Here is a 23,368-nt window from a genome sequence, read left to right on the forward strand (position 1 = left end):
AATAAACAAAACAAACCGAAGCTCTCCTCAAGAAGAACTCCGGTTTGTTTATAACTGAGTATCATTATGCATGAAATTGTTGCCCGTCTAATACTTCCTTCACGTAACCGGCACGAATAACAAAGTCACCGAAATGCTCGCCTTGCTCGCGTTCTTGTGCAAATTGCTTCATGATGGGACGAAGGGAATCCAAAATTTCGGCCTCACCGATGTTTTCCTTATAAAGCTTGTTCAGTCGGTGTCCGGAGAAACCTCCACCCAGGTACATGTTATATTTTCCAGGCGCCTTTCCGATAAATGCGATTTCGGCCAGCATCGGTCTGGCACATCCATTCGGGCACCCGGTCATTCGAATGACGATATCCTCTTCGCGAAGTCCGTTCTCTTCCAGAATGACATCGATTTTATCCAATAACGTCGGCAAATATCGCTCGGATTCTGCCATCGCCAATCCACATGTCGGTAGGGCTACACATGCCATGGAATTTCTTCTCAGGGCAGAATCATGATGACCGTCCATAAGTCCGTAACGCTTGATGAGTTCTTCAATCTTTTTCTTCTTGTGGCTGCTGATATTGGCAATGATCAGATTCTGATTGGCCGTCAGACGAAAATCTCCATTATGGATTTGAGCGATTTCACGCAGGCCTGTCATCAGCAGGTAATCGGCTTCGTCTTTCACACGCCCGTTTTGGATGAACAGTGTAAAATGCCATTTGCCATTGCTGCCTTTAACCCAGCCGTAGCGATCACCATTATGATCAAAATGAAACGGTTTTGCCTCCTCCAGCTTCCAACCCAGACGGCTTGTGAGCTCGCCCACAAACCAATCGATTCCGCGATCATCAATCGTATATTTGAAACGAGCATGCTTGCGCACCGCACGGTCTCCGTAATCACGTTGGATCATCACCGTCTTCTCGGCCAAGTCAACGATCTGCTCGGGTTTGCAGAAACCAATGACTTTTGCCACTTGAGGATAGGTTAACGGATCACCGTGTGTCATCCCCATGCCACCGCCTACCGAAACGTTAAAGCCTTTCAATTGTCCTTCCTCAATGATTGCAATGAGGCCAAGATCTTGGGAATACACATCAACATCATTGGAAGGCGGCACAGCCATCCCGATCTTGAATTTCCGCGGCAGATACACCGGCCCATAAATCGGCTCCTGCTCCTCCTGGAGGCTGTCTACAATCTTCTCGCCGTCCAGCCAAATCTCATGATACGCACGCGAGCGCGGATCGAGATGACTGCTAAGCATACGTGCCCATTCGTATACCTCCGAATGAATTTCGGATTGATAAGGGTTCGGATTGCACATCACGTTACGGTTGACGTCACCGCAAGCAGCCAATGTACTAAGCATGGCTTCATTCACTTCTTGAATGGTGCTCTTCATATTCCACTTCAGTACGCCATGAAGCTGAAAAGATTGGCGTGTGGTCAAGCGAATCGTTCCGTTGGCATACTTTTGGGCTACATGGTCCATCATCAGCCATTGCTCCGGAGTTACGACACCGCCAGCGGCACGAACACGCAGCATGAACTGGTAAGCAGGCTCAAGCTTTTGCTTGTGTCGTTCGTTACGCAAATCCCGGTCATCCTGCATATAACTGCCGTGAAATTTCATCAGCCGGTTATCGTCTTCGGGAATCGATGCCGTAATGCGATCCTCTAATGTCTCTACAAGACTGCCACGCAGATAGTTGCTTCGACGCTTGATGTCCTCAACATCACTATGCGGCGCACTATGGGGTGATACTAGATTATTATCAGACATGTTCCTTTTTCTCCTCTCGAAAACCACAGGGATGATCTCAATACACATCCCGCTGATAACGTTTCTGTTGCTGCATGAGCGTCAGATATTCCGCAGCTTCTTCCGGACTCATGCCGCCTTCTTGCTCGAGAATGGACCCCAGGGCGGAATGCACATCATGAGCCATCTTCTTCTCATCGCCGCAAACATAGACGCAGGCTCCTTCTTGGAGCCACTGATATAGCTCCTTGCTCTTCTCCAGCATGCGGTGCTGTACGTACACTTTTTGGTCCGTATCCCGAGAGAAAGCAACATCCATACGCGTCAGTACTCCATCCTTCAACCAACGCTGCCATTCAATCTGATAGAGGAAGTCCGTTGAGAAATGCTGATCTCCGTAGAACAACCATGATTTCCCTTCTGCCCCCGTCTCTTCCCGTTCCCCCAGAAAGGCTCTGAAAGGTGCCACGCCTGTACCAGGTCCGATCATAATGATCGGAGTGTCCGAATTCTCAGGCAGCTTAAAGTTCGGGTTATGCTGAATGTATACCGGCAGCGAATCGCCAGCTTCCAGACGCTCTGCCAATTGTACGGAACATACGCCGTAGCGATGGCGGCCATGTGCTTCATAACGGACCGTTCGAACGGTAACATGAACTTCATCGGGAAATGCTTTGGAGCTGCTTGCGATAGAGTAAAGGCGGGCCGGAATCTTGCGTAGTATGGATACAAAATCACTCGCCGCCACTTGCTGCAGACCATAATCCTGTACCAGATCGAGTAAATCCCGTTCCTCAATATAGGTGCGCAATTCCTGCTCATGACCTGGCTTCAGCAATGATTGTAGTCCTTCATTCCCTGAAATCTTAACCACTTGCTCGATCAGAGGTTTCGTGAGAACCGTGATTTCATAGTGACGGAGCAAGGCATCTCGAAGCGTTCGCGCTTCACCATGCTTATTAATGACAACCACTTCATCAGCATTCCATCCCATAGCAGCGATGAGATCATCCACCAGCTGCGGGTGATTTTCCGGATAGATTCCCAAGCTATCGCCCGGCTCATACTGCAAATTCGAACCTTCAAGAGAAATTTCGATATGGCGTGTTTCACGGTCGGATCCTCTTCCGTTCAAGTTCAAATTTTCGAGGATTTCCGCTTGAAATGGATGGCTTCTTGAAAATTCCGATTCCGTACTATCGCTCAGGGCTACCGCACTCCCATTTTCAACAACGGATGATCCCGCTCCAGCCTCGTTCAACGATAGAAGAACCTGATTCATCCAATCTGCAGCCGACTCATCAAAGTCCACATCGCAATCTACTCTTGGCGTCAGCCGCTTGCCGCCCAATTCCTCGAGCCGCTTGTCGAAATCTTTACCCGTTTGGCAGAAAAATTCATACGAGGTATCCCCCAGCGCCAGTACGGAATATTGAAGATGGTCTACCTGAGGTGCTCGCTTGCTATGCAAAAATTCATAGAATGGGATTGCATTATCCGGCGGTTCACCCTCTCCATGCGTACTGACGATAATCAGGAGATTCTGTAACTTCTTCAGATTATTCGGTTTAAAATCGCTCATAGAAGACATCGTGACCTGCAGGCCAACCTCTTCCAGCTTCTTCGATAACTTTTTCGATAATCCATGACCATTGCCTGTCTGTGATCCGTATAGGATGGTGACTTCTTTAGCAGCTGTTGCCACTGGCGCCGATACAGCGGCTAACGTGTTCGCTTGCGGTGCTGCCACAACTGCTGCTGCGGCTGCCGTTCCCTGTAATGCAGCGATAAATCCGCTGAGCCAGGTCCGCTGGGATTCTGTCAGTGTGGGCAGTAGGCGGTTCAGCAGCTCCACCTGTTCCTGATTAAAAGGACTGTTCATTACTTGAAGTTCCAACAATATCCACCTCTCAAAAGCGCACATTATTAATTCCTACTATTACGATACAATTAATTTTATTTCTCCTTTGAACCTATCACAGCTTACCTGGACCGGTCAATTACAATGTTCTTATAGCATTTATCAGTTTTACTAATAAATCGGATTTTCCGAGTTTAACTATAAGTGAAACTCCACCAGCTTTAAAGAATATCGATATCCCCGAATGGTAATGATACCAATGATAAGGAGGAAGATATCGGATGCAAAATCAGGATTGTAATTTTACGCCGCTGAAAAACAAATTAAAGGAACAGCTCTCGGATATCACCAGACAATTACAGCATATCATCGTCAATTTGGACCAGGATAGTTCATGTCTGCTGGGTGAGTTAGACCTTGTCAGAACTAAATTTTTGGAAGCTGAATCGATTTCATCAACGTATTATCTCAATTGTTTTCTCTTCCCCTTCACAAGCAAATACCAAGAAATCGCGAAATCCATATATCATCTCAGTCAAAAAAAACGGGGTGCGCTCATTGTGATTCAACGGGAAGATGGTCTGGATTCGTTAATAACGCCAGGGATTCCCTTGTCTGCAGAAATCACAAGTCCCTTGCTTGAATCCATATTTGTTCCCGGCAGCCCGCTGCACGATGGGGCTGTGCTCGTACGTAAAGAGATGATTATTTCCGCCGCAAACGTGTTGCCTTTAACAGCAAAAACCTATGGTGAACGTAAGCTCGGAACCCGTCACCGTGCAGCCATTGGCCTATCCGAAATCAGCGATGCCTTGGTACTCGTTGTATCAGAGGAGACAGGCAAAACCTCCTTCTGTATGAAAGGAACGCTTTACCCCTTATCCATTAGTAGCCCCTAATTAGTCAGCACATGGATCTCGGCGTGGCCGGAATCGCTGCATCCTTCATCGTGCAATACTTAATCGATAAATACCGTATTTATATCCATCCGATTTGTTCTAAGAAGGCGGCACGTCGATTCATTCTCTCCGCAATGCATTAAGACCAAACCATGCAAAAAAGAGCCGCAGAATTAGCATCTGCGGCTCTTTTTATGGATCCATCCCATGTTGGAGATTTATTCAAATGTATAGGTCCAGAAACGTTCCGTCCCGAAGCGCTGCTCCACTTCCTTGGCCTTCATCTGTTTCTTGCCCAGCAGCTCCGCTGCTTGGAATTGAGAGCGATGGGCTTGAATGGAGTTCAGCTTCTGTACCATAAACATGGATACATCTTGATAAACATCCGGTTTACCCAATTCTTGCTCACAATTGTTGGAGAATGCCAGACATTGAACGACTGGTCGATCCCCGGCAGGCATACGCTGAATCGTGCGGATTACAGCCGCTCCCGTTGCATCATGGTCAGGGTGAACGCTATATCCAGGGTAGAACGTGAACACCAGCGATGGCTTTATCTCCTGAAGCAGGGAAGCAATCGCGCTATCCAGCTTATTTTGATCCTCGAATTCAATCGTTTTATCATGGAAACCAAGCAATCTCAAATCCTGTATGCCTATCGCTTTGCAGGATTCCTCCAGCTCTGCTTTGCGAATGGTTGGAAGCGTGATACGGTTTGCAAACGGGGGAATGCCCATATTGCGGCCCATCTCCCCAAGCGTTAGGCAAGCATAGGTCACATGAGCGCCTTCCATAATGTATTTAGCCAACGTTCCGGATAAACCAAATGCTTCATCATCCGGGTGCGGCAATATGACCAGTATGTTTTGCTCCATCAATCCTCGTCTCCTCTCTCTATTAAAAAGGCTCCCGGCTCAGCTGCAAAGCGACAACCAGTTTGCCCTGACTGTCATGACCTGCCATGATCAGCCGATCGGTATCACTCTGTTCGAAATGGGTGAGTCCTTCCGTATATACCCAGCCTTGACTCATTTTCAATCCAACCCGATAGGGTCCATTGCCGGATATAGAACCGTGGCTGTAACGAATGGTTGCATTCGTAATAAAGTTAGCCGCGGGGTGCTTCGTGCTGTCATAATGGGCAGCATAAGCGCCTGTTGTCATCTCAAGGTGAATATATAAATCCTGGTCCTTCAATTTATCAATCATTTGTTGTACTTCGGTTTGATTTATGAGTTCCATAATTCCCTCCAATATAAAGAATCACAACATGTAAGCAGTCGATATGATAATTCTATCATAATTATAGAGCAGGACGAAAATATATAAACGAAGACGTTTGATTTATCTCCCAATAAAAAGAGAGGCGTATTCCGGCTGTGCTGCATATACGCTAAGGTCGTGCTCTGAAATAACCTTATAACCTTCCCTGCGCAGCAGAGCCGTAGTTACGCCATAACCGGCTATCTTCTCATTGGCAAATTCTCCATTATAAATCATGGCACTGCCGCAGGAAGGACTGCTCTCTTTCAGGACGATCAGCAATGCTCCGAGCTCTTGTGCCACTCGAAGCGCTTGGTAGGCACCATTTATATACATCTCGGTCACGTCTTTCCCGGACAATTCAACCACTCTAGCATTCCCTGCCAGTACGTCATCACCGTTTCCTCCGACGATCTCCGCAGGCTCCCGTGGAGTTGAGAATCCGCCAAGAAGTTCGGGACATACGGTCACAGCTTTCTTCGATTTGACCAGCTGCTGAATGTTCGCATCCAAACTGTCCGTAGCGTTATAACGAACCTGCAAACCGGCTAAACACGAGCTTACAACAATCACAGGTGACACCTCAAATCTCTCGTTCTTACTTACAAATAACAATACTGCCTATGCCATTCGCCCTCATTTAAGTATCAGGAATCAGAATCCAAATGTCAACGAAATGCAATGAAGAGCTGCCATGGTGTGAGGTAGCCTTCAATGCCAAAAGTGTATCAACATACGAACCGATCCTCTCCAGGGCTCAACGCAGCATGGGAGCAACCCTTTTGAGAAAATGATTCATTAATAATGGCAAAGAAATCAGAATCGGCGGATCATCCAGCCGGGGAACATGCAATGTTACATGAAGATGCGGGGTCTTGAAGTTTGGGGTAACGATAATGGGTTCCTTCGAACGGGTACGCAGCGTGGTAGACTTAGGAAGCAGGAAATCAACCGCCTGCATGCCCCATGGGACCGAAGTGGCCATCAGATAATACGTTCCGGGTCTGACGTCGCCGAACCGAAACGAGCCGACGGAGGATAACAAAGTTCCGTATAACGGTAAACCTTCGGGAATCGGCTTGGCGAACAGCCCGATCAAGATGACACCCTGAAATGGAGCCGTTGCCTCTACCGTGCCCTCAACTGTCAGATTGGGATTCACAACCGGTATGGAGTCACGCCAGCTGTTCAGTTTCTGTAGGGATAACAGATGCTCGTCCGCCTCTTCCCTCGAGTTTCGAAACTGGGAAGGGGTCACTCCTACTCTTTCCGTAAAGCGTGTTGTAAATGTACCCAGACTCTGCTGACCGATCTCCATGGCGACATCCCGGATACTCAGATGTGTATGTAATAGCAAGTCCTTCGCCTTCTCCAAACGAAGCGAGGACACATAATATAATGGAGGCAGTCCGATTCGATCCTTAAATATACGCGAAAAATGATATGGGCTGTATCCTATGTAATCCGCCAGTGTCGATAACGGAAGAGGCTCATAAATATTATTGTGAATATACGCGATTACCTCATCGATTTCAGCATATCGATCAGTCATCAGGTCTGCACCATCCTTCATTCCGGATATTATGTCTGGGTCCAATCCAACTCTTCCGAGGAACAATTGTTCGCATTTATACTATCATATCCATCTAAAAAATGGAAGCTTTTATATGTTAAAAATATCACCTCACAAGTATAAACAATCACAAAAAAAAGCCGCGCTGCACGCGCGGCTTTCTTACCATCAATCCAAGTCCGGAATATGAATCTCAACCTCTTTTTTGCTTTGGGAAGACCGCAAGATGCCGTCCAGAATCGCTTGATTCCGAAGCACCTGCTCGCCCGGGATCGGTGCCGGCTTGCCTTCGCGCACAGCGCTTACGAAATCCTTGATTTTCTCCTCAAATACGTTAAGCTCATGGTGGACCAGCGGTATTGCGCTTTCGGTATGATGACCTTGGATATCATGGAACAAGGAGATCGATCCTACCTTCCCATCCCACACACCGCTCCAAGGGCCTGAACCTGCCGGTGTAATCTTCATGCCCGCATCCGTTCCAAGGAACATGGTCGCCCCCAAGGTATCCATATGCATAGCCCACGAAGTTTTAAAGTTAAGCACAAGGTCTCCTTCGAATCGTATCATCGCTACGCCGAAATCCTCGACGTTAAACGCTCCGGATTCGGAGTGATATTTGGGATTCGTGCCAAAATAATTCGATGTATACGCGGATACCGTCAACGGTTTGGGATATCCAAGTGCGTTCAGGGCCATGTCCAAGGAATAACAGCCAATGTCCGCCATGGCACCTGCCCCTGAAATCTCCTGTCGAACAAACGTGCCACCCGGCATCCCACGGCGGCGACCGCCTCCGGTTTCCACATAATAGACTTTTCCAAGCTCGCCGTTTTGGATCAGATTCTTAATGATGCCCATGTTCGGATCATAACGCGGCTGGAAGCCTACATTGAGCATATTCCCTGTCTTCTTCGCGATCTGGACCATCTCGATGGCTTCATCCAACGTGACCGACATCGGTTTCTCGAGCATTACGTGTTTGCCCGCTGACAGCGCATCAATCGTGGTACTGTAATGAGCGACGTTTGGCGTACAGATGCTTACGCCATCCAGGTCGAGATCCAACAATCTGCGGTGATCATCAAATCCGATTGCCCCCTGAAGTCCCCAGCGCTCAATAAATTGATCGGCTCTGCCGGGTAAAATATCAGCTACGGCAACAATCTGCACATCGTCAATTTGTTTATAATACTTTGCATGCTCCCCCGCAATGCCGCCGCTTCCAATAATTCCTATTCGAATGGTTTTGCTCATGGCTGATACTCCCCCTACAATTTCACATTCATTGCTCGATATGTTGATGGCGTATATCCATATCTCTTTCGAAACACGGTATGCAAATAACTTCCGCTTGAGAAGCCTTCGTGGATGGCGATTTTATCAATCGACCAATTGGTATCGATCAGCTTCCTGCATACGGCTTCAAGCCGGACATGTTCCAGTATTTCGCTGAAGGACTGCCCTTCCGCTTGCTCCTTGAATATTCGCTGCAGCTGCCTTGAGCTGATATGCAGCTTCTCCGCGACGTCATCCAGTACAACCTCTCCCGAAGAGTTTGCATGAATATACTCCAGGGCCAATTGATAGCGGTAAGCCTTCATATCTCGTGAAGGCAGTTCCGCTTCCGATGGCTCGGATTCATATGCGCGTACAGCGCGCAGCAATATCTGAATAATGCACTGCTTAATCGTTGTATACAGACCCGAATACTTCTCCTGAGAAGCCTGATAAGCCTCAAGGAAATAAGGCATCGCACGATGGATATCCATCGTTGGCTTCAGCGGTAATCCCCTCAGCTTCTCCATACAGTCATCGGCTTCCGCCATTTCCCATGGATCCGAAACAGGCAGCACCTGGCTCTCATGCTCGGATACCTCATCGCGTGGAATAATGTCCACATGCAGACATAATTCGTCCATCGGCTCCGCTGCATCCGCCTCCTGATAATGAAGCACATTCGGACCCGTTAAATAAAACATGCCTTCCCGCAGCGGATAAGGTTCCTCTTCCATAATAACGGTCCCCTTGCCGCGGGGTATGAAATGAAACTCATACTCCGCATGCTTGTGGAAGGAGACAATCTTTCCTGGCGGAAAGGTGGTGAGATGAAACCGAAGAACCCGGATCTCATAACGCCCCCAATAGACTCTCAGATCAAGTCGCTCCAAGGCATCCTGCCGATCTTTCATCAATTCGTATGGAAAATGGTTATTCATCCTGATGCATCATCCCTGTATCTTATGCTTGCAGTTCATCCAAACGAATGGCGCGATGCTCTTTGGCCGAACGGTTGGATGCTTCCATTAGTTTGGTTAGTTCAACCGCAAATGCGATATTTTCCTCTGCAATGGTATCCTCTTGAATATGGGAAATCCATTGTTCAAATGCACTTGCACGATTCGCCGGTACCGGCAGCTCAATCCAAGCATCCTTGTACTCTTCTTTTTTCGTTGAACGAATCAGAAGTTTGCTATCCGGCGTTCCGTACAGAATCGTTCCATCCGTACCATGAATTTCAATCGTAAATGGCGAGAAGCTGTTAACAAATCCGGCTTCAACCACACCGACCGCTCCCGTAGCTGTAGAAAGCGTAGCAACGGCGTTGTCTTCCACTTCCTTACCCGTGATGTATCCGAAATTCGCATTGACATCAACCGCTTCTTCACCCAGGAACAAGCGTGTCAAATACATCGGATGACATCCCAGATCGATTAAGGCGCCTCCACGGCACTGCTCCAGGCTGTAAAAATGCTCAGGCAGCCATCCGGCAGTCGCGCCATTATGAGACAAGCGTACACGAACAAGTGTTACGGTGCCAAGCAACTCTTGCTGCAATACCTCGCGGATCGCCAAAGTATAACCGTCATTCAGTCGCGGTAGCGATACCGTTAATTTGACTTGGTTCTCATTCACGGCATTGATGATATCATTGACTTCTTGCAGGGTGGCAGCAATTACTTTTTCCGTGAAAATGTGTTTGCCTGCTGCCGCAGCTTTCAACATCACTTCTCTATGCATGGATGTCGGAGCATCCACGATCACAGCATCGATATCGTCACTTTGCAGCATGTCATCCAAGGATTCATAAAAAGGTACGCCTTGCTTCTCCGCTGCTTCTCTTCCGCGCTCTGGGTTCTCATCCCATACCGCTACGATTTGAGCATCCGGATGCTCCTGCGCTTGTTTCGTATAATCCCACGCGTGCACATGCCAATAACTAATTTTTCCGATTCTAATCATTCTCGTCACCTCAGTATCTAATATTAGGACATCATGCCATTAATCTATCACACGAACCGCCCGATTCACAGTGTAAAATTGCGACAATCAAGTTAGATATCACGACACGGTGACACGTAAAAAACTCCGCCAGTTGACGGAGCAGGCTGTGCTGTATCTAAAATTTCAATCGTTCTTTTGCAGATGTGACATGTGCAGTATGGTGCTTTCCATGCCAGGCGTACATGCCCATGGCGTATTCCAGACTGGTTTTTCGCTGGTTCTCTGGGTGATAGAACGTTCTGAGATAGTCTCCGTTATCCATGATGTCTAACAAAGCACCCCATCTGGCATGCATGCCATCAAGCAAAACAAGCGATGCCTCAATGTCCAGGATCAATGAATCTTGAAGGGCAGCCCACTTCTGCTCGTCATAAGGCTTAATTGTTGGGTTGTCTTCCGTTAAAGCAAGTTTAAACCGAATATAGCTGTTCATGTGGCTATCTGCAAGATGGTGAACGACTTGACGGATCGTCCAACCTCCATCTCGATAAGATACATTCAGTTGTTCCTGGCTTAGCCCCTGGACTGCAGCCCTCAGTTTCTCCGGCAGGCTCTTAATCTCTTGAATCCAGAGCTCCCTTTGTTCAGGCGCGGAGTGCCCTTCCCATTCAAATTGCCCTATCGGGTATCTCAAATCCATGTTCCCTCACTCCTTGACCATCATTTTTTGTAAAATTCGTATGGTAATGATATTAGCATTTTACAACGAGTCCAGTATCCCTGATCCGATGTCAATCCACCGCAATCCGTTCAAAATTACGCAGCGTCCGAAGTGCATTCCATGTCAGAACGCCCTTCCATTCCTCCTTGGCCAACGGCCATACCTCTTCGTACTGGTACCAGCTCCAATTGGGCTCCCAGGCACCATCTTCCCCTTGATTCTCTATAAGCAAATCCAGTTCCAGCGGCAGAAGCTCTTGGTATTTAGCATAATAAGGTGAATTCGGAGAATCCATAATGCTGAGAGGCGTTGCTCCGTATCCCTCGCGGCTGCCAGGATCCCTGCTTATGCAATTATCCATGAAGACCTCAAGGGTTTCTTCGATCTCGGAAGCCTGTTCTTTCGGCAATCTTTCGTTCAAGCGCAAATAACAAAACAATTCATGCATTTCATGAAGATCGCTAGATTGTTTCAGGTAGTTCACAGCATAATCAATCCTTGATTCCAAAAACTCTAAAGGGTATAACTCCCGCTCGTCGATAAAATAGGCGGTGATATCCGCATTCGGATTTCCCCAATGATCCTTGAAGGCTCCGTACTGCCACCAGATCGCCCTCGGAGACTGCTCGGCTTCCTTAGGAATAATGTCCCACCCTGACCGTTCTGGCACATAGGAGTGCTCAAGATACTTTAACGTGGATATAACCCGTTCGCTGCGCTCCGGATGATCTGGATTTAACCGAAGAATCTCAAGCGCTCTGGTTGTTGCCAGAGCAGATGACTCCTTGCAGCGAAGATCGGGCTCAAGACCATGACCAAATCCACCGTCCTCGTTCTGATAGCTATCGAGCTCGGTTAATACGTCAGTAAACGACCCGTCCTCGAATTCGTACCGGAATAGTGCCCGTTCAAGGTCCCTGGCCTGGTGCAGCATATATTGCCTGGCTTGTTCAAATCGCATCCTGTTTAGCTTCTTCACTTGGATTCCAACTCCTCGTAGAAAGTGATTCGGTTGCCGAATGGATCAACGACACATAGTTCTTTGCTGTTCCAAGGTGCAGTCTCGATTCCAGGCCTGGAATACGGATAGTTCTGGCTTAACAGCTGTTCGTGAAAATCTTCAATCCCTGCCATCTCCACGCGAATGGCTGCTCCTGGGGAACAGTCTCCGTAATGCTCCGTCAAATGAATCGTTAACAAATCCTTTGTTATTTGCATGTAGAGCGGTGCCGAGTCATCAAACCGATGTTCCCAATCCAAGGTAAAACCAAGATATTGGATATAGAATTCCCTTGCCTTCGTTTCATCGAATACCCTGAATAATGGTATGATTTTGCTCATGATCTGCCCCCTACTACATCCTTTATTTTTCAAACTCCTTATGTATGTACTGCTGACTTATTTAGAATATATCATAAATTCTGTAAGGCTCGTCCCAAAAATAAAAACCCAGCACAGATACATAAAACCACGTTTGCTGGGCCAGCTTTGGCAAGTATTCTTTTCATTTATAACTATTCATTCCTGGTCACTTTGGGCAGCTTCTTGGCTTTCTCGCGTTTAACACGACTCCACACCAGCAGAACGAGAAATGAACTACCCAGGCAGACAAAGATCACTTTCAAATAATGCTCAACCACATTCAGAATGTACTGCCACTGTTCGCCGAATATAAAGCCTATGCTGAAAAAGACCAGCACCCATGAGGCTACCCCCGTGTACCCATATAGCCACACCGTTCGATAGGGAACCCGAATCATGCCGATAAAATACCCGATAAATTGCCTGACCCCGGGTATGAAAAAACAAATAATGAGCAGCTTATTTCCATACTTGTTGTAATAGGCCTGCGTTTTCTCTACAAGGGACGGCTTAATAAACAGCCATTTTCCATAGCGCTCTATAAGCGGCATCCCCAGCTTGTATCCCAGGATATAGGTAATGGTTAGCCCCATAGCCGCTCCCATAAAAGCAGAGCCAACGGCAGGAACCATATCGATGATTCCTTTATAGGTCAAAAACCCGGTATAGGTTAAGGTACTATTTCCAGGAGGAATTGGAAGAGCAATAAAATCAAGGGGAAGCCCAATCAATAACACCAGGTAGCCGTATTGTTCAAACAACTGCTCAACCAATTCAAACAAATTCATGGGGAAAACTCCTTCATCTTACCGATAACTGTCATAGTAGTGTTGTAGAGCATCATTTACATAAACTTCTTTGTTCAGCACCTCGTAGGGCACCGGATTCATATTTTCAGACCATTCACGAGAATGGCGCTGATTCTGTTGAATATCCATCAATCTTGTGAGGACTGATAAAGCCGAATTTTTATGCGTGTTAATGGCCGCTCTTCGCTTCATTTCTTGCAATAAGGGCGGACTTGTAATTAATGTTAGCAATTGGTGCTGCAGTTCACCCGCCATGGCTTGCCGTGCCACGCCTATTCCAACCAGGTAGTCCGCATTATCCTGTTCTTGGCCTGGCAAGGGTTTCACTAACAGCATCGGCCGTTCCATCGTTAATGCCTCGGAAATCGTGAGGCCTCCCGGCTTTGTAATCATTAGGTCCGCTATCGCCATCAACTCATGCATACGATCTACGTAACCCATGACCGTGATTTGCGGATGCTCTGAAAACTCTTCCAGCAGTGATTGATATAATTTCATATTGCGGCCGCACACGACCATAAACCGAACACCCTGCGGGTATGCCCTTGATTTCAAGAGTTCGATTATTTCTTTATCGATCATCCCTTCTCCACCGCCCATAATCAGTACGACCTGTTCGGATGGACACAAGCCGTAATAGGCTCGGAGCCGTTCCGGATCGACAGGTTGACTATACAGCGGATTAACGGGTATGCCGGTCACAGAGATCTTTTCGCTTGGCACGCCTTTGCGCTCCAATGCAACCTGTACCACATCGGAACCAACCATGTAATAATCCGTATGAGAGTGTATCCAGTAGCTGTGATCCGTATGGTCCGTCATGACGGTTGCCGTCGGCACATTTGTGAAACCCATCGCTTTCAGCAGAGACATCCCCGCTGCTGCCGGCGGAAAGGTACTGACCACGACAGCCGGATTTTCCGTTTCCAGCATCGTGCTGAGCCTGTGAAGACTGAAGGTACTAAAGCGTTTCAGCATCTGGATGAGGGTGTTTTCCTCGCGCGTTTTCTGGAATAAGTATCCATAAAAGGATGGAAAGTGCTTCATCCATTGCACAAAGAAAAACTGACCAGCCACATGCAGACGTGGATGAGTTAACTCCATGTAATCAATGACTTTCACGCGCAGATGAGGGTAGTTTCTTTTTGCTGATTCCACAATGGCCTTTGATGCCTGGTTGTGACCCTCTCCCAGACTTCCGGTTAATATGATGATTTTTTGCTCATATATGGATCTCATGAATATTACTCCTTATCTAACGTTATGTGATTCCAATGACATGCATCAGGTAAACGACCAGCCATCCAGAACCGAATCCAATCAGACTGCCTGCCAGGCAATCAGTTGGGTAATGATATCCCCAATATATACGGGATAGACCGACCAGCGCAGCCAGGATAATTAGCAGTATCGTAGGCAGCGGAGATACCAGAAACAACAATGGTGTTATGACGGCAAAGATCGCCGTGGTGTGTCCTGACGGGAAGGAATAGTCCTTCAATGGAAAATTTCCAATCTTCACCTGCTCTAGAACCCGAAACGGACGATCTCTTCTGACGATCTTCTTGATGAGGACAACAATCAGATGGCTAACGGTTAAGGCAATGGCACTCTGATATGCCGTTATGTCCCATGCTTCAAATGCAGCCCAGGCGATGAGCAGTGCGCTCAGAATCGTAAAGGTGGCTCCACCGAGATGGGTAATGCTGCCGAACAGCCGATCAAAGGCTCTGTTGCTGATCGTCTGGTTGCACCAGACAAATATCCGGTGATCAAATCTTCGTAATCGCTCGATCATTCATTCTTCACCTGCCGTTACATCAACTGAATCTTTTGAACCCTGCACGACAGGGATTTCCGAACGTTTTTTCCTGCGTTTCTTGATAAAATGAACCGTCAGCCAAATTCCTCCAATCAGAGCACCTACGGACATCAAAATAATCGTAAGCACGCTGTCCACCATATTCTCTGCAGCACGGCCATATACGTAGAAGAGCACACCTACGGTATAGAACTTCACGGCGCGTCCGATCGCTGCGTAGGTGAGAAGTTTCCATAAGGGATAGCTCATGCAGCCGGATAGAATGGTGAAGATTTTAAAAGGAATCGGTGTAAACGCACCGACAAGAATTGCGGCTTCGCCATGCTTGGTAAACAAGGCGGTGGCGGAATCGTGCCATTTTTTCTTCATGACCTTGGTTAAGACCAAATTTCCGGAAGCCTTGCCAATTCCATAACCGATCGGCGTTCCGATCAAGCAGCCGACAAATCCGATCGAGGCGAGCCAGATCGCTCGGTCCGGACTCAATGCACTTAAAGACAATTGCGAGAAAAGTGCCGGAATCGGAAAAATAATCGCATCGATCATGGCATGAATAAATAATCCGATATCGCCTAAATTACGTAAAAAATCCATCAGGTCTTGTCTCCTCTGCTAGACTACACACTGGGCAATCCCTATACTGTGCGATATCGTGGGTCAAATTTATATCCGAAATCATCCGTTCACATTCCTCTCACATATCATGTTAATGTAAGAATATCATGATTGAAGAAAGATGACTTCCGTCTTCAGACGATAATCAACCTAGACTTAGGTCTAGATACTAATAGTAGATATAATATAGTAGATATAGTATAAACGAGTTTTATGATCAATAAGTTGAGTTTATAACCATTTGGACCATAAACAAAAAAAACAGCTTAGCCGCAATATGCGGCCAAACTGCCAAGCTCTAAGACCATGAACTATTCAAATTGACAAATTTGCGCGACCTCTCGGACCGAGTTCACCACATGATCGGCCTGCGATAAGTCCTGATTCCCCGAGTTCGGGTTCACGAAGCCTATGCAATTCATTCCAGCCGCCTTCGCTGCAGCAACGCCATGCCTTGCATCCTCAAGCACCATGCAATGCTCTGGATTCACTCCGAGCAATTCAGCCGCCTTAAGATACACATCCGGTGCCGGCTTCCCTTTCTCCACTTCTTCACCGCTCACAACGCATTCAAACTGATCCAAGAGATCGAACTTACGCAAGACGGCCGATATAAATACTGGTGGCGATGATGATGCAATAGCTGCCGGTATGTTACGTGCTTTAAGCTCCGCAAGGAGCTCCCGAATGCCATCTATAGGCTCCATTTCCCGTGAGGTGAGTATTTCAATTTTATTGGACAATTGGTATTCAATGATTTCCGAAACGGATTGAGCAAGCTGATGTTCATCTTTAATGGCTGCCCACATCTCCGGATTGGTCATGCCTACATACTTCTCCAGCTGTTCATGGGTTATCGCCGATCCGTAGTCGTTCATCACCTGAATATCGACTTCAAAGTGAAGCGGTTCACTGTCAATAATGACCCCATCCATGTCAAAAATAAATGCCTGTATCATGTTCATGCTCCTTTGTTGATATGTATTTTAGTTAACGCCAGATAATATCGAGTAACGTTCCCAGCACTCCGGTTTTATGGCCTCTGAGCACATCGGGATTGAATACTTCGACGAAACCGCATCGGGTACAGGATACAACAAGATCACTCAGATGAAATAATATCGTGCAGTTCCATAAGGGAATGGATCTCATACTTAGGTTGAATGGATGTCGGGTTTGGCTTGCGCAGTGGGTTATACCAGCAGGTATCAATCCCGTAATGGATGCCTCCTTGTATATCGGAAGTTAACGAATCGCCGACGATGAGAACTTCCTTCTTGTCGGGATGATTCAACTTATCGAATGCATAATCGAATATGCCTTCGTGGGGCTTCTGGGACCCAGCATCCTCCGAAACAATGATGCATTCAAAGGAATCGCATAACGGAGACCGGCTAATTCGGTTAAACTGCACTTCCTTGATTCCGTTCGTGATGATAGCCATTCGTTGGCCGCGTTCGGCCAGTTGACTGCACAGCTCTTCTGCCCCTTCCATCAGAAAGGAGCCTTGCCCTAGATATTTTATGTATATATCGCTAAAGGCATTGGCATCCAAGGCGCACTTGATGTTGTGTTCTGCCAACAGCCGGTCAAACCTGGCCGTACGCAAGTCACTTTGTGTAACCTTCCCCTCCTCGAAATCACGCCACAACTGCTGGTTAATGCGTCTGTATCTGTCTACGATGGCATCCGTGCACTCCTGATCAATCTCGCCAAAAACGCCGGACAACGCAAAAGCCTCCGATTTGGCATAGTCGTATAATGTTTCATCTGCATCAAATAAAATAACGTTGTAACGCACGGCTGCCCTCCTTCTCATGCTGCTTAACTTCAACGATTACCCTTCTGCTACCCAGCATATCATTTTATTCATTCTGACTCATCAAATCAATGCCCGGATGTCGAAGTTAATTTGGATTGTTGGTTCAATTCCTTAATCCTTTGCCTTTGTAGATGATCTAGACGATTTCTGTTACTCTTCACCAACTCTGTCAGACGCATGAAAATTAACAATAATATCGTAATGATTACACCTGCTGAGAACACCATCATTGCCCATTCGCCCACGCCCAAGAGCGTGATCAAAAGCAATTCCGTCACAATAAAGATTCCCGCTTCAAGGGCTAGCTGTTTCATATGGCCTCCCTAATTCTCATCGCATAAATTATAGTGATGATACCGTTCCTGCTCAAGTTCGATCTCGCCGATATAGGTAAACCCGCATTTTTGGATCACTTTATTGGAGGCATGATTATGAACGACGGCTAAAGCGCTTAGCTCGCGCTCGCTTGTATTCCGGAACAAGAACTGGATTAATGCCCGTACAGCTTGCGTAGTATATCCCTTATTATAATGCTGATTCGAGATTCCGTACATAATCTCTCGATTGGGCTGAGGCAGCTCTTCCTTAGGACCTGTATTGCACCAGCCGATACATTCGCCTGTTTCTTTTAAGACCATGGCTAGCCGCAGACGCAGCTTCCCCACGTCCCCGCCGTCATGAACGGTCTGCAAGAACTGCCGATTCTCCACAATTTCATAGTTGATTAACCATTCGAGCCGCTGTTCCCTGGGTACATCCCAACCGGGCAGGAACTGTCTGATCTCAGGTTCGTGCGTGATCTTAAAGATCGCATCAAGGTCTTCCACCATATATTCCCTGAGCAGGATGTCCTCACATTCAATTGTGAAGGGCATTCCTGGGGAATGGATACTTGTCTTGTTCAATATAGTCCTCCTGCATTCATTCGCTCGCTCATTTTCCCTGGCCCATGACGAGGGCTATTAACTGATCGGGCCGAGTATAAATATCATCAGGTTCAACGCTAAATTCTACGTTCTGTACGGTATCAAACCAATGCGCTCCAATGGTGAGCACCTGGGCTGATTTGCCTGCCGCTATATCGGCATCGCTGTCGCCGACAAAAACCACGTCCGATGTACTCAGACCGAGCAATTGAACGGCTTTGAATATCCCTTCCGGGTCCGGCTTGGAACGTTCAACCTCATCACCCGTGATAGTAGCGGCAAAAAAACCGTCCAGCTCCAGATTTCTAAGACAGATATCCAGGCACCTTCTGCTCTTGCCCGTAATAATGACCATGGGTATATGTAAATCCCACAACTTCGAGATTAGATTCTGGATCGATTCCGACACCTGTACATGCTTCTGAAAATCCTTCTCAAACACTTCGTAATAATATTCTACGGCTTCGTCAACATGGGCTGGGTTCGAGAGATATTTAGTTATAATCTCTTCCTCCGTTGGACCAAAGGTCTCCACGATTTCCGCATCCGTCAACGTTTTGCCTTCATATTTCAAGAAAACCGCCCGGAACGCTTTAAACGAAAGCGGCAACGTATCTGCTAATGTACCATCAAAATCAAACAGCACCGCCTGAATGGTGGACATACCTCGCTCCCCTTTCATCCTTTCCTTCAAGAACGACTATACACCATCCCACTCAGACTAAATTCATCCTCATCTGAATGGTAATCATCTTCTGATCATCATCTAACGTCGTAATACGGACATCGAAGGGCTCAAATCCAAGCTTATGATAAAAAACCAGCCCTCTGGAGTTGGTATTATGGCAGCTAAGAGAAAAGGTTGTCATTCCATATTTCTCTTTGGCTATATCCATCATGGTCTGTAACAGCTTCTGCGCGGCTCCCATTCCCCTATGCGACGGAGCAACGATAACATTGCCGAGCAGCAGAGATTGATCAACATCCTCATAAAAATTCGCATAAGCGACAACCTGCCCTGTAGATTCTTCAACAATAACCGTAGGATCATATCGATTTTCTAGCAAACTCAAGATTTGCTCCGGCGTCCAAGGAAACTCCGATCTGGGACTCACGTAAAACAGCTCCTCCGGCGTTTGAGGAAAGCTGCATATCGTTGATAAATCCTCGTCTGCCAGCGGCCTATGGGTGTACATATTACAAGCTCCTCCTTACTTCATATTTCGTGCAATATACATGCCTCTTCCAATCAAGCCTTGCGTATCATGCTCCACGTGAAGGCCCGCTTCCTGGAATGCCTTAATCATCTCATCCACGGTAAAGAGCCCCATACGATGCTCCTCCGTATAATGTTCAATTCCATGCTCGCTTCCAAACAAATACTCGAATTTCATGATCGAAATATTGCCTTCGCGGTCCGAATGGGACATCCTGCTGATATGGATCCCGCGACGCTCAGTCATGATCGCGTCCACTCTTCCGGCGGTCCAGACATCCGGTGTAAACCACGGCTCAACCAGAATGACACCCTCCTCGTTCAGATGCTCCTTAAACTGCGTAAGGGTCTGTACCAATAGATCCAGCGTTTTCACATAACCGATGGAGCTGAACAGACACAGGATCACATCATATTTCCGATCCAAGTGAAAACGGGTCATGTCGGCAACCGAATAATTTCCCTCAGGATTTTTTGACTTCGCTATCGAGACGAATTCGGGATTTAGATCAATACCATCGATTGCATAGAACTGCTTTAAGAACAAAGCATGTTCCGCAGTTCCACAGGCAACATCGAGCATGGTCCGGTAATTCTTGCCCTGTCCTTCAATATATTCCCGGACCAGGTGCGCCTCCTGCTTATAATCCTTAAGGCTGTAAATTACATCATAATATTTCGACGATAAATCAAACATGGATTCACCAACTTTCCGCATCGGATAACATCAACTCAAGCCGGGTCATCCGTGCCAGGCATCTTCCATGATTATACAACTGTTCATCAGATTGAGTAACCCCTTGTTCACATAAGCAGCGGATTCATCAATATCCATGATTTGGGTCGCATGTGCTTACCCTTCGATACGTTTGTGTCTGTACCAATAGGAATAAATCTCTTTGTACTGAAGACGATCATACAATCGGCTTGCAGCAAGATTACTCTGTACCACCTGTAAATAGCTGCTCGTGGCTCCATTCTTCTTGGCCCACTGCAGTATATGTAACAGTAACTGTTTGCCAAACCCGCGATTTCGACATGCCGGAGCCGTAACCAGATCATATATTCCTACAAAGCCCTGCTCCAAAGCTCCGATCCCGCATGCTACAGGTTCAGCTTGATCATATAGGATGAAGAATCCATACGGTATCACGGAATAGTTAAATAGCTTTCTTTTCACAGCCTTGTTTCTCTCGGAAATTCCGGTAACATCCCCGAGCACATTCAGCCATTCATTGGTTAGCTTTTCTTCGATCTTAACCTCCTCATGGGATGGAGGCTCAATATCATCCAAGTGATCCAACACTCTAAAGCTGGTAGGATCCTGTATGGTATATCCCCTGGATTCCAAAATAGGATCGAGTTCCTGCGGATTGAATGGTGTCATTTTAAATATGACGTCAAGCCCGGCCTTTACATATAAACGCTCACATTGTTCAATCTGGCCATAAAGGTCTATCGAAGGCTCTGTATAGAGAGCATGAATGGAGTTGGATCTCTTGGTATAACCGTCTGCAAATCGTAACAGCCATCCATGATGTGTCAAGGTTTGGAGCGCTGGCCAAGCGTTTAAGGTAAGCTCTTCGATTCTCTTATGCACGTATACCACTCCTACAACATGATAGGTATAAATATACGATAATACGAATTTTTACTCAATAAATAAAAATGTCTGCTTTCAACCAGAACTTCCACTTGGCTTCGATTGTTCGAATAACCGCCTATAATCTGAACAGAACAGGAACATCCACGAGCCTTCTTTTCCATATCATATGGTCTGCTCCGCTCCCCCAATGGTCCTGAAGGACATAATCGGGTTCACCTAGCTTCTTCTTCCAGATCTTCTGTGCTTGGGTGTATCCGCTATCCAAACAAAATTCGGTCATTCCTTTATTGAGAAGCGTAAGATACATGACATTTAACATTAAACTTCCGATCCCTTGCTGTTGGTAATCAGGATGAACAAATACCGTTCCGATTTCAACCACATCACGCCATTCACCATCAGTAGCTTCCCGGATCAATGCATTGGATGGTCCAAACTCGATGCAGCTCACAATGTTGTTGTCTAGCAGTCCGATGAGAAAGTATCTCTGCTCTCCGTGCGTATCAAAATCCGCGTTCAAGTACCTATTTTTGCTGTCGATCTCCTGCTCCATATCTTCAAGTAAATCTGATAAACCTTCTTTGGCAAAAGTATCGGTAATCACGAACCTGAAAAAATCATCCATGGCATCTATATCGCCGCGATTGGGTCGCCTAACTCCTACTTGAAGCATGAAAAGCCCCCCCTTGTACCTTCAATTACAATAGACTCACAGATTTTTGGTGTGTTTCATAACATGTGCTTTAATTTCATTCTTTTGTTCATCGGTTAGCTGGACGGGTTTCCATGTTTGGTCATCAGGGATGTGGATGGTTAGAGGCTGATCAAACTCCTGTTCGAGATTGTTTGTATCCTCCGTCTGTAGATTTTTCAATCGTTTATGACTCTGATCATATACCTTTGTTATAATAAAGTTACCATTGCTATCATAATAATCTTCAATCGCCCGTACTCGTGACTGAGTTTCCCCTCGATTGTCTTCATAATTGGTAATGGAATTCACTTTTTTATAACCTGCGGGTACAGAGAATCCATCTGCATTCATCATTATATTTTCAGCGATAAAAGCTTCAACATGCTCTACCTTTTCACCTTCGCTCTGACAGGAGCACAAAACCAATACCATCCAGACAGAACAGATCCATAAACCCAATCGAAGTTTATTCTTCAGAGCCACAACCTCCTATATATCCCTAAGTAATTGTATTTTCTTTTCAATTCAACCTCCATGTTCATGAATTCCCGATGGGATGAATAATGTGTTCAACTCGGCAGCTGTGTCCTGTATGAACGTTTCCACTTTATCTAAGGTAAAATAAATCAGCTCAACCTTCGGCTCATTACGTTCATCCAACAGCCACTCTAATTTGAGCGTTCGGTACTGCTCTACCTCTGACTTTTCAACAAAAAGAGGTATGGAATGTCCTGCCGAATCCTTAAGCTTATTCAAAATGGAGTCTGTCCAATGCTCTGATCGTTTCAATTCGAATTCAAGCTGGCTGACCTCCTGGTTGTATGTATATCTTATGTTTTCTTCGTCCTCTATGTTTTCTTGCTTAAAATCAGCGTACAACGACTGAACCCACCGTAAATCCGTGTAGATATGCGCAAAATAACCGTATATATATTCTCTCCAAGCCTTCTCCGGCTTCAGATTTAGATAATGCAGATAATTCTCCTTGATGAGATTTGCATCAGGCAGCCTTCCGTCATGTACCAGATGCGTAATCCCTTTCTGTTCTCTCGTGATCTTGCCTCTAACATGAATGGCATCCGGAGCGATGCTCCCGATCAGCAAGTACGGAGACGGCTCCGGTACGCCCAGCTGCTGGGCAACCGCAAAATGGACCATGGGCCACGGCATAGCGATAACCTCCTGAACTTAT

29 protein-coding genes are annotated in these 23,368 nt (G+C 46.6%); 1 reads left to right on the plus strand and 28 read right to left on the minus strand.

What is annotated here, in order from left to right:
• Positions 1–64: 64 nt before the first annotated feature.
• Both cysI and NYE54_RS19885 read right to left on the minus strand, forming a co-directional pair.
• Positions 65–1,783, minus strand: coding sequence for an assimilatory sulfite reductase (NADPH) hemoprotein subunit (gene cysI, locus NYE54_RS19880; protein ID WP_339265626.1), 1,719 nt, complete (start codon positions 1,781–1,783; stop codon positions 65–67).
• Positions 1,784–1,820: 37 nt separating this feature from the next.
• The gene (locus NYE54_RS19885; protein ID WP_339265628.1) at positions 1,821–3,659 is read right to left on the minus strand and encodes an assimilatory sulfite reductase (NADPH) flavoprotein subunit; all 1,839 of its coding nucleotides are present in this window, start codon (positions 3,657–3,659) and stop codon (positions 1,821–1,823) included.
• Positions 3,660–3,904: 245 nt separating this feature from the next.
• Here NYE54_RS19885 and cdaS point away from each other — a divergent pair, with 245 nt between their 5' ends.
• Positions 3,905–4,522, plus strand: a complete 618-nt coding sequence (gene cdaS, locus NYE54_RS19890; protein ID WP_339265630.1) for a sporulation-specific diadenylate cyclase CdaS — start codon at positions 3,905–3,907, stop codon at positions 4,520–4,522.
• A gap of 218 nt (positions 4,523–4,740) precedes the next feature.
• Here the strand turns inward: cdaS and bshB2 are convergent, their stop codons facing one another.
• The 26 genes from bshB2 to NYE54_RS20020 all read right to left on the minus strand — a co-directional run bounded on the left by bshB2 (position 4,741) and on the right by NYE54_RS20020 (position 23,346).
• The gene (bshB2, locus tag NYE54_RS19895) at positions 4,741–5,397 is read right to left on the minus strand and encodes a bacillithiol biosynthesis deacetylase BshB2 (protein WP_076321817.1); all 657 of its coding nucleotides are present in this window, start codon (positions 5,395–5,397) and stop codon (positions 4,741–4,743) included.
• 22 nt (positions 5,398–5,419) lie between these two features.
• The gene (locus NYE54_RS19900; protein WP_076321818.1) at positions 5,420–5,764 is read right to left on the minus strand and encodes a YojF family protein; all 345 of its coding nucleotides are present in this window, start codon (positions 5,762–5,764) and stop codon (positions 5,420–5,422) included.
• A gap of 102 nt (positions 5,765–5,866) precedes the next feature.
• Positions 5,867–6,358, minus strand: coding sequence for a DUF523 domain-containing protein (locus tag NYE54_RS19905; RefSeq protein WP_076321819.1), 492 nt, complete (start codon positions 6,356–6,358; stop codon positions 5,867–5,869).
• A gap of 184 nt (positions 6,359–6,542) precedes the next feature.
• Positions 6,543–7,337: a helix-turn-helix transcriptional regulator gene (locus tag NYE54_RS19910; protein WP_339265631.1), complete on the minus strand. Its 795-nt coding sequence runs from the start codon at positions 7,335–7,337 to the stop codon at positions 6,543–6,545.
• Positions 7,338–7,526: 189 nt separating this feature from the next.
• Positions 7,527–8,615 (minus strand): Gfo/Idh/MocA family oxidoreductase, encoded by a 1,089-nt coding sequence (locus NYE54_RS19915; RefSeq protein ID WP_076321821.1) that lies wholly within the window; start codon positions 8,613–8,615, stop codon positions 7,527–7,529.
• 14 nt (positions 8,616–8,629) lie between these two features.
• Positions 8,630–9,577, minus strand: coding sequence for an AraC family transcriptional regulator (locus NYE54_RS19920; RefSeq protein WP_339265633.1), 948 nt, complete (start codon positions 9,575–9,577; stop codon positions 8,630–8,632).
• Between the two features lie 22 nt (positions 9,578–9,599).
• The gene (locus NYE54_RS19925) at positions 9,600–10,601 is read right to left on the minus strand and encodes a Gfo/Idh/MocA family oxidoreductase (protein WP_076321823.1); all 1,002 of its coding nucleotides are present in this window, start codon (positions 10,599–10,601) and stop codon (positions 9,600–9,602) included.
• Positions 10,602–10,758: 157 nt separating this feature from the next.
• A complete protein-coding gene (locus NYE54_RS19930; RefSeq protein ID WP_339265635.1) occupies positions 10,759–11,283 on the minus strand; it encodes a YfiT family bacillithiol transferase in 525 nt (174 codons plus the stop codon).
• Between the two features lie 91 nt (positions 11,284–11,374).
• Positions 11,375–12,283: a hypothetical protein gene (locus NYE54_RS19935; RefSeq protein WP_339265637.1), complete on the minus strand. Its 909-nt coding sequence runs from the start codon at positions 12,281–12,283 to the stop codon at positions 11,375–11,377.
• Positions 12,280–12,645, minus strand: coding sequence for a glyoxalase superfamily protein (locus tag NYE54_RS19940; protein ID WP_339265638.1), 366 nt, complete (start codon positions 12,643–12,645; stop codon positions 12,280–12,282). Before NYE54_RS19940 ends, NYE54_RS19935 begins: the two co-directional genes overlap by 4 nt.
• A gap of 173 nt (positions 12,646–12,818) precedes the next feature.
• The gene (locus NYE54_RS19945) at positions 12,819–13,454 is read right to left on the minus strand and encodes a DedA family protein (RefSeq protein WP_339265639.1); all 636 of its coding nucleotides are present in this window, start codon (positions 13,452–13,454) and stop codon (positions 12,819–12,821) included.
• An 18-nt stretch (positions 13,455–13,472) separates the two neighbouring features.
• Positions 13,473–14,714 carry a glycosyltransferase gene (locus tag NYE54_RS19950; RefSeq protein ID WP_339265640.1) on the minus strand — a complete coding sequence of 414 codons (1,242 nt, stop codon included), beginning with the start codon at positions 14,712–14,714 and terminating at the stop codon, positions 13,473–13,475.
• Between the two features lie 22 nt (positions 14,715–14,736).
• The gene (locus tag NYE54_RS19955; RefSeq protein ID WP_339265641.1) at positions 14,737–15,273 is read right to left on the minus strand and encodes a phosphatase PAP2 family protein; all 537 of its coding nucleotides are present in this window, start codon (positions 15,271–15,273) and stop codon (positions 14,737–14,739) included.
• Complete coding sequence (locus NYE54_RS19960; protein ID WP_215162567.1) at positions 15,274–15,891, minus strand: VTT domain-containing protein; 618 nt, start codon at positions 15,889–15,891, stop codon at positions 15,274–15,276.
• A gap of 332 nt (positions 15,892–16,223) precedes the next feature.
• Complete coding sequence (locus tag NYE54_RS19965) at positions 16,224–16,871, minus strand: HAD family phosphatase (RefSeq protein WP_076321831.1); 648 nt, start codon at positions 16,869–16,871, stop codon at positions 16,224–16,226.
• A 31-nt stretch (positions 16,872–16,902) separates the two neighbouring features.
• The gene (locus NYE54_RS19970; RefSeq protein ID WP_144023430.1) at positions 16,903–17,064 is read right to left on the minus strand and encodes a zinc ribbon domain-containing protein; all 162 of its coding nucleotides are present in this window, start codon (positions 17,062–17,064) and stop codon (positions 16,903–16,905) included.
• On the minus strand, positions 17,015–17,713 hold the full coding sequence (locus NYE54_RS19975; RefSeq protein ID WP_339265646.1) for a YjjG family noncanonical pyrimidine nucleotidase: 699 nt from the start codon (positions 17,711–17,713) through the stop codon (positions 17,015–17,017). Before NYE54_RS19975 ends, NYE54_RS19970 begins: the two co-directional genes overlap by 50 nt.
• Positions 17,714–17,799: 86 nt before the next feature.
• On the minus strand, positions 17,800–18,048 hold the full coding sequence (locus NYE54_RS19980; RefSeq protein WP_339265647.1) for a hypothetical protein: 249 nt from the start codon (positions 18,046–18,048) through the stop codon (positions 17,800–17,802).
• A 9-nt stretch (positions 18,049–18,057) separates the two neighbouring features.
• Positions 18,058–18,609, minus strand: a complete 552-nt coding sequence (locus tag NYE54_RS19985; protein ID WP_339273577.1) for a GNAT family N-acetyltransferase — start codon at positions 18,607–18,609, stop codon at positions 18,058–18,060.
• A 58-nt stretch (positions 18,610–18,667) separates the two neighbouring features.
• A complete protein-coding gene (locus NYE54_RS19990) occupies positions 18,668–19,324 on the minus strand; it encodes an HAD family hydrolase (RefSeq protein ID WP_339265648.1) in 657 nt (218 codons plus the stop codon).
• 52 nt (positions 19,325–19,376) lie between these two features.
• On the minus strand, positions 19,377–19,856 hold the full coding sequence (locus tag NYE54_RS19995) for a GNAT family N-acetyltransferase (protein WP_339265650.1): 480 nt from the start codon (positions 19,854–19,856) through the stop codon (positions 19,377–19,379).
• A 15-nt stretch (positions 19,857–19,871) separates the two neighbouring features.
• A complete protein-coding gene (locus NYE54_RS20000) occupies positions 19,872–20,573 on the minus strand; it encodes a class I SAM-dependent methyltransferase (RefSeq protein WP_339265651.1) in 702 nt (233 codons plus the stop codon).
• Between the two features lie 156 nt (positions 20,574–20,729).
• Positions 20,730–21,476: a GNAT family N-acetyltransferase gene (locus NYE54_RS20005; RefSeq protein WP_339265653.1), complete on the minus strand. Its 747-nt coding sequence runs from the start codon at positions 21,474–21,476 to the stop codon at positions 20,730–20,732.
• A 121-nt stretch (positions 21,477–21,597) separates the two neighbouring features.
• The gene (locus NYE54_RS20010; protein ID WP_339265654.1) at positions 21,598–22,155 is read right to left on the minus strand and encodes a GNAT family N-acetyltransferase; all 558 of its coding nucleotides are present in this window, start codon (positions 22,153–22,155) and stop codon (positions 21,598–21,600) included.
• A gap of 36 nt (positions 22,156–22,191) precedes the next feature.
• Positions 22,192–22,659, minus strand: coding sequence for a hypothetical protein (locus NYE54_RS20015; protein WP_339265655.1), 468 nt, complete (start codon positions 22,657–22,659; stop codon positions 22,192–22,194).
• A 42-nt stretch (positions 22,660–22,701) separates the two neighbouring features.
• A complete protein-coding gene (locus NYE54_RS20020) occupies positions 22,702–23,346 on the minus strand; it encodes a hypothetical protein (RefSeq protein ID WP_339265657.1) in 645 nt (214 codons plus the stop codon).
• Positions 23,347–23,368: the final 22 nt, after the last annotated feature.

Source organism: Paenibacillus sp. FSL K6-1330, from assembly GCF_037976825.1.
Classification (GTDB): Bacteria; Bacillota; Bacilli; order Paenibacillales; family Paenibacillaceae; genus Paenibacillus_AQ.

What these genes read in the sequence shown, in the direction of transcription:
- cysI (WP_339265626.1), bottom strand. Translation starts at nt 1,783, where the DNA reads ATGTCTGATAATAATCTAGTATCACCCCATAGTGCGCCGCATAGTGAT.
- cdaS (WP_339265630.1), top strand. Translation starts at nt 3,905, where the DNA reads ATGCAAAATCAGGATTGTAATTTTACGCCGCTGAAAAACAAATTAAAG.
- bshB2 (WP_076321817.1), bottom strand. Translation starts at nt 5,397, where the DNA reads ATGGAGCAAAACATACTGGTCATATTGCCGCACCCGGATGATGAAGCA.
- NYE54_RS19900 (WP_076321818.1), bottom strand. Translation starts at nt 5,764, where the DNA reads ATGGAACTCATAAATCAAACCGAAGTACAACAAATGATTGATAAATTG.
- NYE54_RS19910 (WP_339265631.1), bottom strand. Translation starts at nt 7,337, where the DNA reads ATGACTGATCGATATGCTGAAATCGATGAGGTAATCGCGTATATTCAC.
- NYE54_RS19915 (WP_076321821.1), bottom strand. Translation starts at nt 8,615, where the DNA reads ATGAGCAAAACCATTCGAATAGGAATTATTGGAAGCGGCGGCATTGCG.
- NYE54_RS19920 (WP_339265633.1), bottom strand. Translation starts at nt 9,577, where the DNA reads ATGAATAACCATTTTCCATACGAATTGATGAAAGATCGGCAGGATGCC.
- NYE54_RS19925 (WP_076321823.1), bottom strand. Translation starts at nt 10,601, where the DNA reads ATGATTAGAATCGGAAAAATTAGTTATTGGCATGTGCACGCGTGGGAT.
- NYE54_RS19930 (WP_339265635.1), bottom strand. Translation starts at nt 11,283, where the DNA reads ATGGATTTGAGATACCCGATAGGGCAATTTGAATGGGAAGGGCACTCC.
- NYE54_RS19940 (WP_339265638.1), bottom strand. Translation starts at nt 12,645, where the DNA reads ATGAGCAAAATCATACCATTATTCAGGGTATTCGATGAAACGAAGGCA.
- NYE54_RS19945 (WP_339265639.1), bottom strand. Translation starts at nt 13,454, where the DNA reads ATGAATTTGTTTGAATTGGTTGAGCAGTTGTTTGAACAATACGGCTAC.
- NYE54_RS19950 (WP_339265640.1), bottom strand. Translation starts at nt 14,714, where the DNA reads ATGAGATCCATATATGAGCAAAAAATCATCATATTAACCGGAAGTCTG.
- NYE54_RS19955 (WP_339265641.1), bottom strand. Translation starts at nt 15,273, where the DNA reads ATGATCGAGCGATTACGAAGATTTGATCACCGGATATTTGTCTGGTGC.
- NYE54_RS19960 (WP_215162567.1), bottom strand. Translation starts at nt 15,891, where the DNA reads ATGGATTTTTTACGTAATTTAGGCGATATCGGATTATTTATTCATGCC.
- NYE54_RS19965 (WP_076321831.1), bottom strand. Translation starts at nt 16,871, where the DNA reads ATGATACAGGCATTTATTTTTGACATGGATGGGGTCATTATTGACAGT.
- NYE54_RS19970 (WP_144023430.1), bottom strand. Translation starts at nt 17,064, where the DNA reads ATGAGATCCATTCCCTTATGGAACTGCACGATATTATTTCATCTGAGT.
- NYE54_RS19980 (WP_339265647.1), bottom strand. Translation starts at nt 18,048, where the DNA reads ATGAAACAGCTAGCCCTTGAAGCGGGAATCTTTATTGTGACGGAATTG.
- NYE54_RS19985 (WP_339273577.1), bottom strand. Translation starts at nt 18,609, where the DNA reads ATGCCCTTCACAATTGAATGTGAGGACATCCTGCTCAGGGAATATATG.
- NYE54_RS19990 (WP_339265648.1), bottom strand. Translation starts at nt 19,324, where the DNA reads ATGTCCACCATTCAGGCGGTGCTGTTTGATTTTGATGGTACATTAGCA.
- NYE54_RS19995 (WP_339265650.1), bottom strand. Translation starts at nt 19,856, where the DNA reads ATGTACACCCATAGGCCGCTGGCAGACGAGGATTTATCAACGATATGC.
- NYE54_RS20000 (WP_339265651.1), bottom strand. Translation starts at nt 20,573, where the DNA reads ATGTTTGATTTATCGTCGAAATATTATGATGTAATTTACAGCCTTAAG.
- NYE54_RS20010 (WP_339265654.1), bottom strand. Translation starts at nt 22,155, where the DNA reads ATGCTTCAAGTAGGAGTTAGGCGACCCAATCGCGGCGATATAGATGCC.
- NYE54_RS20020 (WP_339265657.1), bottom strand. Translation starts at nt 23,346, where the DNA reads ATGCCGTGGCCCATGGTCCATTTTGCGGTTGCCCAGCAGCTGGGCGTA.